The sequence below is a fragment of the Chitinophaga cymbidii genome, from assembly GCF_007992715.1.
Taxonomy (GTDB): domain Bacteria; phylum Bacteroidota; class Bacteroidia; order Chitinophagales; family Chitinophagaceae; genus Chitinophaga; species Chitinophaga cymbidii.
Map to the genome: position 1 here is coordinate 590,807 of NZ_BKAU01000005.1, position 14,731 is coordinate 605,537.

11 protein-coding genes are annotated in these 14,731 nt (G+C 55.5%); 4 read left to right on the top strand and 7 right to left on the bottom strand.

All coding sequences use genetic code 11. The annotated features are described in order from the left end of the window. Window positions 1–19 precede the first annotated feature (19 nt). Window positions 20–1,222 (top strand): bifunctional 3,4-dihydroxy-2-butanone-4-phosphate synthase/GTP cyclohydrolase II, encoded by a 1,203-nt coding sequence (locus tag CCY01nite_RS21015; protein ID WP_146865908.1) that lies wholly within the window; start codon window positions 20–22, stop codon window positions 1,220–1,222. A gap of 28 nt (window positions 1,223–1,250) precedes the next feature. Here the strand turns inward: CCY01nite_RS21015 and CCY01nite_RS21020 are convergent, their stop codons facing one another. The 6 genes from CCY01nite_RS21020 to ggt form a co-directional block, all read right to left on the bottom strand. Then, window positions 1,251–6,050, bottom strand: coding sequence for a translocation/assembly module TamB domain-containing protein (locus CCY01nite_RS21020; protein ID WP_146865910.1), 4,800 nt, complete (start codon window positions 6,048–6,050; stop codon window positions 1,251–1,253). A gap of 118 nt (window positions 6,051–6,168) precedes the next feature. Then, the gene (locus tag CCY01nite_RS21025) at window positions 6,169–7,038 is read right to left on the bottom strand and encodes a TraB/GumN family protein (RefSeq protein WP_146865912.1); all 870 of its coding nucleotides are present in this window, start codon (window positions 7,036–7,038) and stop codon (window positions 6,169–6,171) included. A gap of 6 nt (window positions 7,039–7,044) precedes the next feature. Beyond that, on the bottom strand, window positions 7,045–8,154 hold the full coding sequence (locus CCY01nite_RS21030; protein ID WP_146865914.1) for an aminotransferase class I/II-fold pyridoxal phosphate-dependent enzyme: 1,110 nt from the start codon (window positions 8,152–8,154) through the stop codon (window positions 7,045–7,047). Between the two features lies 1 nt (window position 8,155). Then, window positions 8,156–8,566: a hypothetical protein gene (locus CCY01nite_RS21035; protein ID WP_146865916.1), complete on the bottom strand. Its 411-nt coding sequence runs from the start codon at window positions 8,564–8,566 to the stop codon at window positions 8,156–8,158. Further along, complete coding sequence (locus CCY01nite_RS21040; RefSeq protein WP_146865918.1) at window positions 8,563–9,099, bottom strand: DUF1572 family protein; 537 nt, start codon at window positions 9,097–9,099, stop codon at window positions 8,563–8,565. Before CCY01nite_RS21040 ends, CCY01nite_RS21035 begins: the two co-directional genes overlap by 4 nt. An 18-nt stretch (window positions 9,100–9,117) precedes the next feature. Beyond that, on the bottom strand, window positions 9,118–10,815 hold the full coding sequence (ggt, locus tag CCY01nite_RS21045; RefSeq protein ID WP_146865920.1) for a gamma-glutamyltransferase: 1,698 nt from the start codon (window positions 10,813–10,815) through the stop codon (window positions 9,118–9,120). Window positions 10,816–10,862: 47 nt separating this feature from the next. Here ggt and CCY01nite_RS21050 point away from each other — a divergent pair, with 47 nt between their 5' ends. Both CCY01nite_RS21050 and CCY01nite_RS21055 read left to right on the top strand, forming a co-directional pair. Then, window positions 10,863–11,423, top strand: a complete 561-nt coding sequence (locus CCY01nite_RS21050; RefSeq protein ID WP_146865922.1) for a hypothetical protein — start codon at window positions 10,863–10,865, stop codon at window positions 11,421–11,423. 18 nt (window positions 11,424–11,441) lie between these two features. After that, complete coding sequence (locus tag CCY01nite_RS21055; protein ID WP_146865924.1) at window positions 11,442–13,940, top strand: M14 family metallopeptidase; 2,499 nt, start codon at window positions 11,442–11,444, stop codon at window positions 13,938–13,940. 6 nt (window positions 13,941–13,946) lie between these two features. Here CCY01nite_RS21055 and CCY01nite_RS21060 read toward each other — a convergent pair whose 3' ends face one another. Beyond that, window positions 13,947–14,357 (bottom strand): hypothetical protein, encoded by a 411-nt coding sequence (locus tag CCY01nite_RS21060; RefSeq protein WP_146865926.1) that lies wholly within the window; start codon window positions 14,355–14,357, stop codon window positions 13,947–13,949. A gap of 88 nt (window positions 14,358–14,445) precedes the next feature. On the opposite strand from CCY01nite_RS21060, the gene CCY01nite_RS21065 reads away from it, so the two are divergent. Further along, window positions 14,446–14,724 (top strand): SWIB/MDM2 domain-containing protein, encoded by a 279-nt coding sequence (locus tag CCY01nite_RS21065; RefSeq protein WP_146865928.1) that lies wholly within the window; start codon window positions 14,446–14,448, stop codon window positions 14,722–14,724. Window positions 14,725–14,731: the final 7 nt, after the last annotated feature.

Below are 14,731 nucleotides of genomic sequence, written 5' to 3' on the forward strand. Positions count from 1 at the left end.
CTATTTAAGCAAAAGATACATGTTAGATACAATTGAATCCGCCATTGAGGATATCAGGCAGGGGAAGCTGGTGATCGTGGTGGATGACGAAGACCGCGAGAACGAAGGGGATTTCATTACTGCCGCAAGGAATGTTACGCCGGAGATCATCAATTTTATGAGCACATACGGGCGCGGCCTCATTTGCGCCCCCCTGTCGGAGGACCGTTGTGATGAGCTGGGCCTGGAAATGATGGTGCGTGACAATACTGCTTTGCATCAGACGCCTTTTACCGTTTCAGTAGACCTGCTGGGTCACGGCTGCACCACCGGCATTTCGGCGCATGACCGTGCCAAAACCGTGCAGGCGCTGATCGATCCGGAAACCCGCCCGGAAGAGCTGGGTAAACCGGGACATATCTTTCCGCTGAAAGCCAAGAGTGGCGGCGTGCTTCGCCGTACCGGCCATACCGAAGCGACGATAGACCTGGCGCGGCTGGCCGGCTTCGAGCCCGCGGGCGTGCTGGTGGAGATCATGAACGAAGACGGATCGATGGCGCGCCTTCCGCAGCTGCGCGAGATCGCCCAAAAGTTCAACCTCAAGCTCATCTCCATAAAAGACCTCATCGAATACCGCCTGCGCACCGAAACCCTTATTGAAGAGGAAGTACGGGTGCAGATGCCCACCAAATACGGCAATTTTGAGCTGGTGGCATTCAAGCAGCTCAATACCAATGATATGCACATGGCGCTGAAGAAAGGGGACTGGGAAGCCGGGGAGCCGGTGCTGGTGCGCGTGCATTCCAGCTGCTTCACGGGAGACATCCTGCATTCCCTGCGCTGCGATTGCGGAGAGCAATTACAGGCTGCCATGCAAATGGTGGAGAAAGAAGGGAAAGGACTTATTCTTTATATGAACCAGGAAGGCCGCGGCATCGGGCTGATGAACAAGCTGAAAGCCTACAAGCTGCAGGAAGAAGGGAAGGATACGGTGGAAGCGAACCTGGAATTGGGTTTCAAAATGGATGAAAGGGATTACGGCGTAGGCGCGCAGATACTGCGGCATCTGAACGTAACCAAAATGCGCCTTATCACCAATAACCCGCGCAAACGCGCCGGCCTCAATGGCTATGGGCTTGAAATCGTGGAGAATGTGGCGATCGAGATCTGTCCCAATCCGCATAATGAATTTTACCTGAAAACGAAGCGGGACAAGTTAGGGCATGAGATATTGAAAGGTTGAGAGGCGGTTTTTTTTGCCGTTGAATCCGCTACGGCAAGGTGTTCAAACTGCTGTCACCCCGCGCTTTCAGCAGGCTGTCCTGCTTCTCCCGCATGGCCGCCGCGCGCCGCAGGCTGTCGCCGAGTAAACGCCGCCGCCTGTCCTGGAACAGCTCTTTCAGCACATTGTAATCCCGCACGTATGACAGGCCAAGCCCGCTGCGCGTACGGTTCCCCAGCGTATAGGCGTCGTAATCCGTTTTGCTGAAGGCATTGATGCGCACACGCCCATCCTGCGACAGCAGGTATTCCAGCCTGAAGTCGCCCGCGATGTTCTGGGAGGACGAGGTCGCGGTCACCCGTCCCCAGTCATAATCTCCCCCTACGTATAGCCGTATGCGGTTGTTGAAGAAATTCTTGGTAACGCCCGCGCTCACCAGGTTCCGGTCAAAGGAGTTGCTCACATCGGTATTGAAATTGTAAGCGGTATAGTTAACGTTGAAGCCGATGCCGGCATTTTTCAGGAAGGTGTTGGACAGGTTGTTGAGGATGGCGGAAGCCTGCGCGCTCAAAGCCTGGCCCACGCTGTTCTTGCCGGTAACTGCTACGTTGGCGCCGCCACCGCCGTCCGGCGGCTGGAACTGCCCCGCGGCCAGCAGGAAGTAGATCTGGTACAGCGCCTGGTTCTGGTCCTGGTTGATCTCTTTCAGCCTAGCGGCAATGCTGCTTTCATAAGAAAGCGAACCTACTTCCGGCAGCGTGATCTCGTAGGAGATGATGGGCTGCATCAGCGCACCGCGCAGGTTCAGGTTGATGTCTACCCGCTCGGAGCGGTTCAGCTCATCATAGCCGCTGCCACTGCCTGAAGAAGAGCCGTTATAAGCAGCCGCGGAAAGATTGTAGAGGCTCACTTTCGGGAGCGTGTATTTTGCGGTGATATTCAGCTTGGCATCGGCGGGATCTCCATTCCAGGTGATCGTACTGTTCTGGTCGATGTCAAATTTCCAGTTGGCGAAACGGGAGAGCGAGAAGTTATACGTCCCCTGGTTGATCACGTAATTGCCGTACATCGTGAAGTCCCCGTCCAGGTTCACGTCCATCGTGAGGTTGCCGGTGCCGTTCGCGGAGATCATATCGTTGGTGGTGGCATTGAGGATCACATCGATCTGCGCATCCGGGTTGGCGGCGATCTCCAGCTTTACGTTGAGCTTCACATCGTCTTTTTTCTTCGGCTGGTCCACCACCTTGCCATAGCTCCTGAAATTGATGAACTCATGTTTGCCCACGTCCTTGCTGTCGGAGATCGGCAGGTAGAAATGCGTGCCGCGAAGGGGACGGGCCAACACGCGCAATTGCAGGTCGTTCAGCGGGCCGGTGAAATATATCCTGCCGGAAGCGAGCACATCGCCATAATACAGGTTGTTGTCCTGCGCGCCGGTATTCAGGAACAGGAATTTCCGGGAGTTCACGTCGAACTCGAAATTCATGTCGTAGAAATTCTGATGGCTGATGAAGCCGTTCACCTTCGCTTCGTTGTTGTATTTATCGATGAGGGTGAAGGGGTGCATTTCTATCAGGTTGTCGTCCATATTATGCACATGCAGCAGCGGAATTTTGTAATAGGTGCCGAGGTAATTGACTTTCATCCCGATGTCCCGCACCTGCACGGAGCCGCGGAACGAGGGTTTTGCCGTGGTGCCGGTTACCGTCAGCTTGCCGGTGGCCTTGCCGGAAAGATTGGTCACGTAGTCGCTGAGGTATTTTTCGAGAAGGGCGATGGAGGCGTTGTCCATTTCGAGGGAAGCGTCTACTACCTGGTTGGAATCGGATACGCCTACATTCCCTTTCGCGGCGAACTTGCCGAATGAATTATCGGAAGCCACATCAAAGCCCGCCTGCCCGGTGCGGTGATCGTAATTGCCTTTCAGCTGCACGAGCCCGAGCGAATCATTATCGATCCGCAGCTGGCTGGCTGAGATGTCCGCATCCACGCCCAGGTTTTCGAACGGGTCATGTACATTGATGTTCCCGTTGGCGAGCCCTTCTATCCGCATGGCGGTGATGCCGGTGGGGATCACGTCCGCGAGGTTGATGTCTTTCAGCGCTATCATGAACCGGGATTCGTCCGGGTTGAATTCGTTGGTGCTGATGGTGATGCTCTGCATGTTGCGGGAGATGCGGAGGTTGCTCACGGTCAGGAAGTGAGTGCTCCAGTATATCTCATTGCCGGGCGTCATGCTCCACTGGCGGCCGTTCACCGTGAAGTTGCTGTTCAGGAAATTTACCTTGATGCCTTCCTTTACGGTAACCACGCGGGCGTAAAATCCATCGAGGTCGGCGGAATCGGTGGCTTTCAGGTCTATCTTGACAAAGGACGTGTCCCTGCCGGAGCTGGCTACGATGAGCGGGTTGGTGAACACCACGCTGTCCCGGAACAGCACGTTCCCGATGCTGGTGCTGACATCGATCTTGCGGAAGTCGCCGTTGGCTTTGAGCAGCAGGTTGCGCACACCGAAGTTCGTGTAGGCCGCATAGGGGATGGCGGCATTGAGGTTCACCTGGCCGGAGAGCGTGTTCAGCGCGCCGGCGATCTGTGTGCCGTTCAATCCTTTGATATCATCTGTAAATGCCCGCAGCACTTTATCCACTTCCCCGAACTCGAAGGAGAACGTGAAATCCTGCCCGGCATTTGCCATGGGCGGGGAGCTGAAATAGCTGGGGTAATATTTGTTGAGGAAAAGGCGGAAAGCATTCGGCAGCTCCATGAAGCTGTAGGAGCCCTGCACATAGCCCTGTACCTCACTGCCGGCGATGCGGAGGGTTTTCAGGTTGTTTTCGATGTCTGTGCTGACGGACAGGGAATCGAACTCCACGCGGCTTTTGTTCTTGAACAGGGAAACGTCGTACAGGCGCGCGATGCCGTCGAAGTTGTCGATGTTGCTGCCGGCGAAATTAAGGTCCGCCTTGGCCTGCAGGGTGATGGAGTCTTCCGTGAGGTGCAGCGCTTTCAGGTCGCTGTTGCGTATTTCGGAATAAAACTGAAAAACGGGCAGGCGGTTATTGAAGTCGATGGTACCGGCGAAGTCCATGTCAAGGTTCGGATCGTTCACGGTGAGGGAGCCGTTGAAGAACTTCTGGTTCATTTCCCCGGCGGTCTTCAGGTTCTGATATTCATATCCCTGCAGCCCGATCTTTTGAATGTCCGCATCCACGGAGGCTTTGAGGTTCTGGAAGTTGAAGCCTTCGCCTTTCAGCCGCGCGCTCATGGTGAGGGTGGACACGATGTTGTTGTCCAGCAGCTTGCCGAGGTCGAACCCGTCGGTGTTCAGGCGGCCGGAGTATACGGGTACGTCTTTGCTGGTTTTAAAGTTGATGTCCGAATCGAGGTTACCGAGGTTGGTCTGGAACTTTCCGTACGCCACGAAGTCATTCACGAATCCCACGAAAGAACCCTGGAAGCGGAGGTTGGAGATCAGGTCGGTGCGTACCTGGGTAACGTCTTTCAGCATGGGAAAGAACTGCCGGAGGTCCTGCCCGCTGGTGATCAGCTCCTTCGCGGAAAACTCGATGAAGGTTTCGTTGATATATGGCAGGCCGCGCATGTCCACATTCCCGGCGAAGCGGGTGTGGTTGCCGCCGCGGAGCTGCAGGCTGTCGGCGGAGAGGTTGCTAACGGGACCGTCTACACGTCCATTTACGGTGATCTCCGTATCCCAGGTAGAAAGGGGAGGAGCGAAGAAGGCGATATCGTCGGAGGAGAGCTGCGTGTTCCTGAAGCGCGCGCGCATGGTAACGTTGTTCACGTAGTCGTTCAGGTCGCTGAGGTCCTCGTACTGCATGGTGTAGTAGTCGCGGATGTGGCTGTTATTGGTTTCCAGGTCGAGGTCGTTGAATTCCATTTCCACGGGCGACATCTTGAAGCTGCTTTTCAGGTGTTTCACTTCAAACCCGCTGCGTTCTTTGGTGGTCAGCTGCAGGTCTGCGTAGATGCTGTCCTGCACAATGCGGCTGTTGGTGAGGGAAAGGTCGATGTTCCCGAAGCGGATGTGGCTGGGGTCGAAGACGCCTTTGGTGGAGGGGACGGTATCCTGGAGGTTGTCTACCCCGAAGAGGCCGTCTTTGATCACGATGGATTTGACGATCAGCTTCCAGTTGGCGGCGTTCCAGCGCAGGGGTACGGGGCTGAGGGTGTCCGGCACAGGTGCGGCCACGGTGGCCGGCAATGCGGGTGGCGGCCGTTTGGGGCGGGAGGCTTTGTAGCTGCTGACGATGAAGACCGGCTTGTTGAGGGACAGCTCATTGATCAGCACGTCATGCGCCCGGAGGTCCAGCCGCTCGGCATCCAGGAAAATGCGGTCCGCGCTCACGGCCATATCTTCCCCCACCCATCCGTCACGGATATTGAAATGCACCCGCTTGAGGTCCACCCGCTTGAGGTCCAGCGAAATGCCGGTTTGCTTTTTGGGCGGTTTGGTGGACGGCGCAGCCCCGAATTCATTGATCAGGAACTGGTAATTCCAGACGGAATCGCCCACGGGGCGGATGAGGTTCACTTCCGCATCTTCCAGCCCCACGAATTTGAGAACGGGCTTGTCCTGGATGAAGAACCAGTCCGTGATCCTCATTTGCAGGGCGCCCGCGTACAGCAGGGTATCCTTGTGCTGGTCTTCGATATAAGTACCTTCCAGCCGCATGCTGTTGAACAGGCGGAAGTTCACATATTTGATCTCAACCCTTGTCTGTAGCTGTTTTGACAGGCGTTTGGTAACCTGCCGCACCAGCACGTTCTGCACAGCAGGGATATTGATGAGGATGGTGACCAGCAATAACAAGCCCAGCAAACTCAACAACGCAATGGTCAATATTTTACGTGCTTTTCTCAGGGAACTCCGGTTTATTCCGACAAAAATAGGCATTCACAGCATGTCTGCCAATTGAATAAACTGTATATCCCCGGTATTTATTTTATCATTCGGGCAGATCATTGGGGATGGGCTCCACGGTGTATCCCTGCTTCCGCAGCAGCGATACCACGCCCTGGTCGCCGCCGAGGTGCATGGCGCCGCAGGCAAAGAGCGTGGCTTCCTTCCGGGCGGCCTTTTCTATCACGGGAATCCAGTTGCGGTTGCGGTCGTACACGAACACATCTTCATACCCCGCCATCTCCGGCGATTCTTTCAGGAAGTCATGCAGCTTCTCAATATCCTGCTCGCGGTAAGCCTGAACAATGCGGGCAAAGATCCCACGCTGCTTTTCCATGTCGTTTACATATTCCATGATCATACGGCTTTCCGTGGTGTCCGCCAGCCGGTCGAAGACGTGCACCTGCGCGGCCAGGTCTTCCAGCCCTTCCACCGGCTTTTGCGCTTCCTTTGCCATTTTGAGAAAGGTTACTTCGTAGGATGCCGGCGTAGGGCAGTTCAGCGATTTGGTGAGCATGGTAGACAGCACCATCATGGGTTTCATCTGCTGGAAGAACGAGATGTCCATCTTCATGCTGTCTTTAAAATATTGTTTAAGCCGCACAAAATCCGCGGGTGTAAAGATGTTTTCCAGCTTGTAGCCTTCCGTTTTTTCCTGCATGGCCTGCATCAGCTGGCCCATCATGGCGGGATCATCCATGTCCATTTCCAGGTAGAGCGTTCTGGCGGTTGAAAAAGCGCTTTTCAGTTGATCGGAAACGAAAAAATCGTCCGGACAGATCATATGAATGGTGCCGTAGAGATAGGAGGGTTGGGCGAGGCCCTTGCCGGATATTTTGTACAGCAGGGAATGCTGCGCAAATGCGGGCAGCAGTAATAGCAGGAGCGCAAGGGTCGTGATCGTTTTCTTCAGCATACTGATTTATTGAATGGATGAATAGAATCGGGTGAGGTGTTCCGCAAGTATTTCCAGGTCTGACTGGGTATGCAGGGCGGAAAGCACGATGCGGTTGATCCTGGGGCCCTGCGGGTCAGGATAGGAGAAGGAGGAAATAAAAACGTCGAGGGACAGCAGGTGTTCGTAGATGCCGCGCAGCCCGTTCAGCTGCACGACGGGCCTTGCGGCTTCCGCTGCTCCGCCGTGGTGTTCATGGATGGCGAATACCGGCAGCGCATGCGGATGGTGCAGCGCGGGAATGCCGGCAGTGAGGTTCTCCAATGCCTGGATGCGCTGCTTCAGCACGTTCCTGGCGGCGGTAAATGCCTCACGGGCATGCAGGAACGTATAGGCGTTCGCGGGGATCATGGGCGTGCTGGCGGTGAAAAGCGGCAGCTTGCGTATGGCGGCAATGTCCGCAGCATGACCGGCCACAAAGCCGCCTTCCAGGCTGAACGCCTTTGCCAGCGAGGCGGTGACGAGGTAATGGAGCGCGGGGCTGGCGGGCAGCGACCGCACAATGCCTGTCCCTTCATCATCCAGTATGCCTATACCATGCGAATCATCGATCAGCACGAGCACTTTTTTCCGGATGCCGGCCAGTGGTGAAAAATCATGCACCGTGGCGGTCAGGGGATTGACGGCATCGGCCACCAGCACGTACTGGTGATCGTCGCCATTATTCACCGTTTCAACGATCGTGGCCAGCCAGTCCGGTACACTGCCTTCGGGGACCTGCGCACCGGGATAGCGGATGGCGGGATGCGCGCCGGGGGCATGCAGCAAAGTTCCCCTGCCGGCGGCGTAGGTGACGGCGGCCTGTGCGGCGAGGTAGCCGGATGAAAAGCATACGGCGGATTGCTGGTGGAACATGGCGGCGAGGGCATGCTCGAGTTCTTCGTATAACCGTAATTGTAAGTTGGAGATGCGCGACGATGGATACACGCTGCCGAACCTGCCGTTGCCCACGGCCAGCAGGTCGCGGAAAGCATGCGAGGCATGCAGGCCAAGGTAGCTGAAGCCGGAGAAGAACAGGCAGCTTCGCCCGTCTATCAGGGCGGTTCTGCCGGGCGCGGTATCTGTGATGCGGACCATGTTATTGTTTCCGGGTATGCAGGATGAAATGATAATCGCCGGATTTCACTTTCATGTCAAACGACTGCTCGTCCAGCTTTACCACTTCCACCAGGTGCTCCGCATTGCGGGAGCCGTTGGGGGAAGTGATGGAAATGATGCGGCCGTTGCTGATAAGCTGATAGCGGCCGGTATCCGGTTGCCCCGCGATGGTGGCAATGAATATGTCATTGTCTAAAAACTGGTAAAACACATCGCTGTAATAACCGTTTTTCAAATCTTTGGCCTGTGTGATCTGCACCAGGTTATAGGGATCTTTGGGCGGAACGGACACATCGTAGACCTTCCATTTTTTATGCTGCAGCAAAGCATTCGTTTTGCCGGAGCCGCAGGCAGCGAGCATTACTGCGATGCCGATGATAAAATATCTCATTTGCCGGATGCTTTTTCCTGGTTGAATTGTTGCGAGCCGCCTTTGGGAATGGAAAGGCTCTCCCAGTTATTTTCCTTCATGATCTTCCCGAGGTAAACGATCTGGCCCGCATGGTACGGGTAATGCGACAGCTGGCGGTTCAATGCGTCGAGCACACTGTGCGGTTCCGTGCGGATGTAAATGGTTTTGGTCAGGTCTTCTTCCTGTAGCGCGTTCAGCGTTTTCATCAGGCAGTCCCATCCTTTTTCCCATATTTCCAGCATCGCGGCTTTGCCGCCCTGCGGCTGATCGTCAATAAACTCGGCATCTCTTTCGCGCCAGGGTTTTTCACCGTCAGACGTGAGAAAGTCCGAAAAGCGGGAAAGCATGTTGCCGCTCATGTGCTTGACGATGATATAGATGCTGTTGGGCTCACCGTCAGGCTGCCAGTGGAGCTGCGCGTCATTCAGCTGCGCGAAGGTTTTCTCCGCCAGCGTTTTATAGCCCAGCAGGCGTTGTTTTATACTATCCAGGTATAATGCTGCTACTGTCATCTTCCAAAATTACAAATATTAATAGCCCGCGGCGCTGTCGTCGCCTCTTTTATCGCCGACCGCTTCTATTTTACCGCCGGGATGTATGCGGATCAGTTCCGTTCTGCCGATGGGCGATCTTGTCACCACTTCGTAGCCCATCTGCCGGAGCGCCTGCTGCGTACTGTCCGGAAAATCCCTTTCCACCTGCACGATGTCCGGCAGCCATTGATGATGGAACTTGGGGGCATTGACGGTGTTGACCGCATCCAGGCCGAATACCAGCGCATTCAGCAGGGTCTGGAAAACGGAGGTGATGATGGTGGAGCCGCCGGGCGTGCCGGTGATCAGTACCGGTTGATTGTCTTTTATCACGATGGTGGGCGTCATGGAGCTGAGCATGCGTTTGCCGGGCTGTATGGCATTGGCCTCGGCGCCAACGAGCCCGTACATGTTCGGCGTGCCGGGCTTTACGCTGAAATCGTCCATTTCATTGTTGAGCAGGAAGCCCGCGCCGCCTACCACTACTTTGCTGCCGTAGCCGCCATTGAGGGTGGTGGTCACGGATACGGCGTTGCCGTCCTGGTCTACCACGCAGAGGTGCGTGGTTTCCGTACTTTCCCGGCCTGCCTGTCCCGCTGCGATATTTTCGCTCTGCGACGCCCTGCCCGGCGTGAAGGTCTGCATCCTATCCTGTAAATATCGTGTACCCGTGATCGTTTGTACGGGCACTTTCACAAAATCCATGTCGCCAAGGAAATGCGCCCTGTCCGCATACGCCCTGCGTTCCGCCTCGATCATCAGCTGTACGCTTTTCGCGCTGTGGAAGCCCCAGGTTTCCAGCGGATATGTTTCCACCATTCCCAGCATCTGCTGTATGCCGATGCCGCCGCTGCTAGGCAGGGGCATGGTGAGGATCGTATATCCGCGGAAATTGAACAGGATGGGCCGGCGTACTTTCGCGCGGTAGCTTTTCAGATCTTTTTTGCTGATGATGCCGCCGCCGCGTTTCATTTCCGCCACGATCCGGTCCGCCGTTTCTCCTTCATAAAAACCTTTCATGCCCCGCCTGGCGATCAGCCGCAGGGTGTGCGCCAGTTCGGTTTGCACGAGGGTATCGCCGGTTTTCCAGGTACCGGTTTTTACAAAAGCGGTGGGAGCGGTGTTCAGCCGGAGGAAATTTTCGCGTTGCCTGTTCAGTCCCGCTGCTTCGGCGGCCGTGATCGCATATCCTTTTTCCGCGAGGCGGATGGCCGGTGCGGCGAGTTGTGCAAAAGGAAGGCGCGCGTATTTGTGGGAGGCGAACAATCCGGCTACGGTGCCGGGCACCCCGGCGGCCAGATGCCCGTCCAGGCTCATGCGCGTTTGTGCCACACCGTTACTGTCCAGGTACATATCGCGCTGCGCATTGCCCGGCGCTTTTTCCCGGTAGTCGATCGCCAGTGTGCGGCCATCGTGCAGCCGCGCCACGAGAAAACCGCCGCCGCCGAGATTGCCTGCTTCGGGATACACCACGGCCAGCGCCAGCTGCGTGGCAATGGCGGCATCCACCGCATTACCGCCCTGCCGCAGCACTTCCACGCCGGCGAGGCTGGCGAGCGGATGCGCTGACACCACGGCGCAGCGGTCTGCATGCAAGTGTTTGTCCGTCGTATAATTGTAAGGATCAAAGCTTTGCTGTGCGGCCAGCATCGCGGGTGCGGCCAGGCATATCAACAGGAACAACAAGAGGCGCATAAATCGACTGTTTGCTTCTAAATTAAGATTTATTACTTTTAGTTCGTATGAAAGGAGTCATCCGCTGCGTCCTTTACTGCCTGGTATCTGCTTCGGCCTGTCATCAACCGGCAGCCGTTGTGACGGAAACGCAGGCCGACAGTATCATAGAGACAAAGATCCCGCCCGCTCCCGTTACACTCCCGCTGACCGCTGAAGATTCATCCCTTTTCAGGCGGTATAAAAATAGAATGGAAAAGATCGATGATTCCGTCTACTACTACCAGCAAATACGCCGGTATTTTCCCGAAAAAGATTCCCTGCGGATGAACCTCTACATTTCCCGGAAGCGCCCTGTGAAGCTGGTCTATGGCAAACACGGGAATTATTATTTCGATGCCGGCGGAAATGTTTTCGCGCGTTACCAGTACTGGTCGGAAGAACATATCACAGGCGAGCTTTTCGAAAAATACAATACGGTGATCGCTTTCAACACCACGATCTACACCGATAACTGGAAGCTGCAAAAGCTCGGCGTGGTGGAAGCGATGGAGCGGAAAGCGGCTTGTATCAGGGAGCTTGACAGCCTGATGGGCAAATTCCCGCGGGTTTCGTACAGGCTTCGTTGAATTCCCTATCTTAGTAATATGAAGCGCATTTCGTTGTTCCTTTCCCTGCTGTTGACCGCATGTTTCCCCGCCCTTGCACAAACGGCGCCCGCTCCGTCTGCCTACCTGCAATATGAGCCCGGCAGCCGTTTTACGCCATATTTTAAAGTGACAGGATATTTTGAAGAGGTGGCCCGGCGCACCGCTAATGTAAAGCTGGAAACTTACGGTCATACCTATGAAGGCCGCCCGCTGATGATCGCGATCGTAGCATCGCCGGAGAACATGGCGCGGCTGGACGAGATACGGGAGAACAACCTGCGGCTCACCAAAGGCGAAGGGAATACCGCGCAGCCGGTGATCATCTGGCTCAGCTATAATGTGCATGGCAATGAAGCGGTATCCACCGAGGCTGCGATGAAAACTTTGTATGCGCTGGTGACGGACAAAGCTTCGCTGCTGCAACATGCGGTCGTTGTCATCGATCCCTGCCTGAACCCGGACGGCCGTGAGCGTTATGTTAATTTTTACAACGCCATCCACAGTAAAAAGGCGGATGCCACACCGTATGCGCGGGAACATTATGAGCCCTGGCCAGGCGGGCGCAGCAATCATTATTATTTTGATCTGAACCGTGACTGGGCATGGCAGACGCAGGCGGAATCGCAGCAGCGCGTGCAGCTGTACAACCGCTGGATGCCGCAGGTGCATGTGGACTTCCACGAACAGGGTGTGGATGCGCCGTACTACTTCGCGCCGGCGGCCGAACCGCTGCATGATGCGATCACGGCATGGCAGCGTGATTTCCAGACGCAGATCGGGAAGCATAACGCCACCTATTTTGATGCGAAAGGCTGGCTGTATTTCACCCGCGAGCAATTCGACCTGTTCTATCCGAGCTACGGCGATACTTATCCTACCTACAATGGCGCCATCGGCATGACCTACGAGCAGGGCGGAAGCGGCCGCGCCGGCCTCGCCATCCTGAACCGCGAAGGCGATACGCTTACGCTGGCGGACCGGATGGAACATCACTATACCACCGGCATCGCTACCGTGGAAGTTTCAGCCGCCAATGCGGGAAAACTTGTCAGCGAGTTTGCGAAATATTTTGCGGATGCCCGCACACAGCCTTCCGGCGATTATAAAACATATGTGGTGAAGGCGGACGGGAACCCGGAGCAGTTGCGGGCGCTGTTCAACATGCTGCGGAAGAACGATATCGAGGCCGGTTTTGCGGAGCGCGACAGCCGTGCCGGAGGGCTTAACTATTTCACCGGCAAAACGGAGAATTTCGTGATAGAAAAGGGGGACCTGGTGGTGAGTGCGTACCAGCCGCGCTCCAATCTCGTGCGGGTGCTCTTTGAGCCGGTTGCCCGTTTATCCGATTCCGTTACTTACGATATCACGGCCTGGGCCATGCCGTATGCTTACGGCCTTCCCGCATATGCGGTGAAGCAGCGCCTGGAACCGGCCACCGCAAAGGAGATGCCCAAAGCTGCTGTGGAAGCTATGCCTGCCGGGAACGCCTATGCGTACCTCGCGCCGTGGAACAGCATGAAATCATTGCAATTCCTTTCCGCATTACTCAACCGCAATATCCGGGTGCGGTATGCGGAAACGTCTTTTCAGCTGAACGGCAAAACATATCCGCCCGGCACGCTCATCATCACCAAAGCCGGCAACGGCCACCTCGAACCGCTTATTCCCGACCTCGCCGCCCGCATGGAAGTGCCGCTGGTAAAGGTGCCTACAGGTTTTGTAGATGAAGGGTCGGACTTCGGGTCGGACAAGATCCGTTTTATCCGCAAGCCGAAAGTGGCCGTGATGGCGGGCGACGGCGTGTCATCCCTGGGCATGGGAGAGGTCTGGCATTTCTTTGAACAGCAGATCGATTATCCCATAACAGTGCTGAACTCCAACAACCTGTACAGCGTGAACTGGAAAGACCTGGACGTGCTTATTCTGCCGGACGGGCACTACGCTGCTTTGTCAGACAAGGCAACGGCTGAACGCCTGAAGGACTGGGTGAACGGCGGCGGCCGCCTGATCGCCATGGAAGATGCCGTATCCCGGCTGGCGGAGGCGGATTGGGGATTCAAGCTGAAAAAGGAAGAAGAGAAGAAGGAAGATGAAAAGAAAGAAGTGCCCTATCTCGCCCTGAAGCCCTACGGCAACCGCGAAAGGGAAAGCGTGTCGCAATTCATCCCCGGCGCTATCTACAAAGTGGAGCTGGACAAATCCCATCCGCTCGCATTCGGTTATCCCCATTACTATTACACGCTCAAGCAGAATGATATGCTGGTGAGCTTCATCGAATCCGCCGGCTGGAATGTAGGCGTGCTGAAAACGGATAATTACCTGACCGGTTTTGTGGGCGCGCAAACCAAAGCAAAGTTGAAGGACGGGTTGATATTCGGCGTAAAGGAGATGGGGGCGGGAGAAGTGGTGCTGATGACGGATAATCCGTTGTTCCGGAGCTTTTGGGAGAACGGGAAGCTGTTGTTCGGGAACGCGGTGTTCCTGGTGGGGCAGTGACGCGCATCAATCCATGAACACATCCTCCCGGGTAAGGTCATAAAACAGGTTCTGCAACTGATGAAGATGCACCAGCGGCCGCCCATAGGCGGTGTTTTTCCCGTCAGCGCAGGCCAGCGGCTGAAATGCGCCGGAAACCCTGCGGAGATAAACGCTGTCCTTGTGGTTGTATTTATAGGCATAGACATGCTCGTCTTCCCCGTAAGCCTTTTCGCCGGGCAGAAAGCCGAACTTTTCCAGGTGGTGTGCCTCCAGGGGCAGGGGATGGACCTTGTCCAGCGGTAATTTGCTCCTCGGCAGGCCGGAATTGTAAACATGCCCGTCCAGCACGCCTTCCACGCGAAATACGGTCTCGATCATATTATAATCGTAATACCAAACGAGATTTCCTACCCGTATATCTGTTTCTTCTATCATAATTGTATAAATTACAGTGTAAGTTTACATCATAATTGGTAATGGCCCAACGGGCGCGGTTGCCGATATATTAAAAAACTATAATGTTATGACAGCAGCGAAAGCAACAACGACCAAAAAAGCAGGTGCAGGTTTACAGGCCCCGCTTACCCCAAGCCCTGCATTGGCCGCAGTGGTTGGAAGCCAGCCGCTTCCCCGGACCGAGATCGTAAAAAAGATGTGGGATTACATCAAGGCGAACGGGTTACAGGACCAGAACAACAAAAGAATGATCAATGCCGACGGCAAGCTGAAGGAGATCTTCGGGGGTAAGGACCAGGTATCCATGTTCGAGCTGCCTAAACTGATCAGCGTTCATGTGAAGTAACACGGAT

Coding starts and splice junctions, on each gene's coding strand:
- CCY01nite_RS21015 (WP_146865908.1), top strand. CDS start 20: ATGTTAGATACAATTGAATCCGCCATTGAGGATATCAGGCAGGGGAAG.
- CCY01nite_RS21025 (WP_146865912.1), bottom strand. CDS start 7,038: ATGCTGAAGAAAACGATCACGACCCTTGCGCTCCTGCTATTACTGCTG.
- CCY01nite_RS21030 (WP_146865914.1), bottom strand. CDS start 8,154: ATGGTCCGCATCACAGATACCGCGCCCGGCAGAACCGCCCTGATAGAC.
- CCY01nite_RS21035 (WP_146865916.1), bottom strand. CDS start 8,566: ATGAGATATTTTATCATCGGCATCGCAGTAATGCTCGCTGCCTGCGGC.
- CCY01nite_RS21040 (WP_146865918.1), bottom strand. CDS start 9,099: ATGACAGTAGCAGCATTATACCTGGATAGTATAAAACAACGCCTGCTG.
- ggt (WP_146865920.1), bottom strand. CDS start 10,815: ATGCGCCTCTTGTTGTTCCTGTTGATATGCCTGGCCGCACCCGCGATG.
- CCY01nite_RS21050 (WP_146865922.1), top strand. CDS start 10,863: ATGAAAGGAGTCATCCGCTGCGTCCTTTACTGCCTGGTATCTGCTTCG.
- CCY01nite_RS21055 (WP_146865924.1), top strand. CDS start 11,442: ATGAAGCGCATTTCGTTGTTCCTTTCCCTGCTGTTGACCGCATGTTTC.
- CCY01nite_RS21060 (WP_146865926.1), bottom strand. CDS start 14,357: ATGATAGAAGAAACAGATATACGGGTAGGAAATCTCGTTTGGTATTAC.
- CCY01nite_RS21065 (WP_146865928.1), top strand. CDS start 14,446: ATGACAGCAGCGAAAGCAACAACGACCAAAAAAGCAGGTGCAGGTTTA.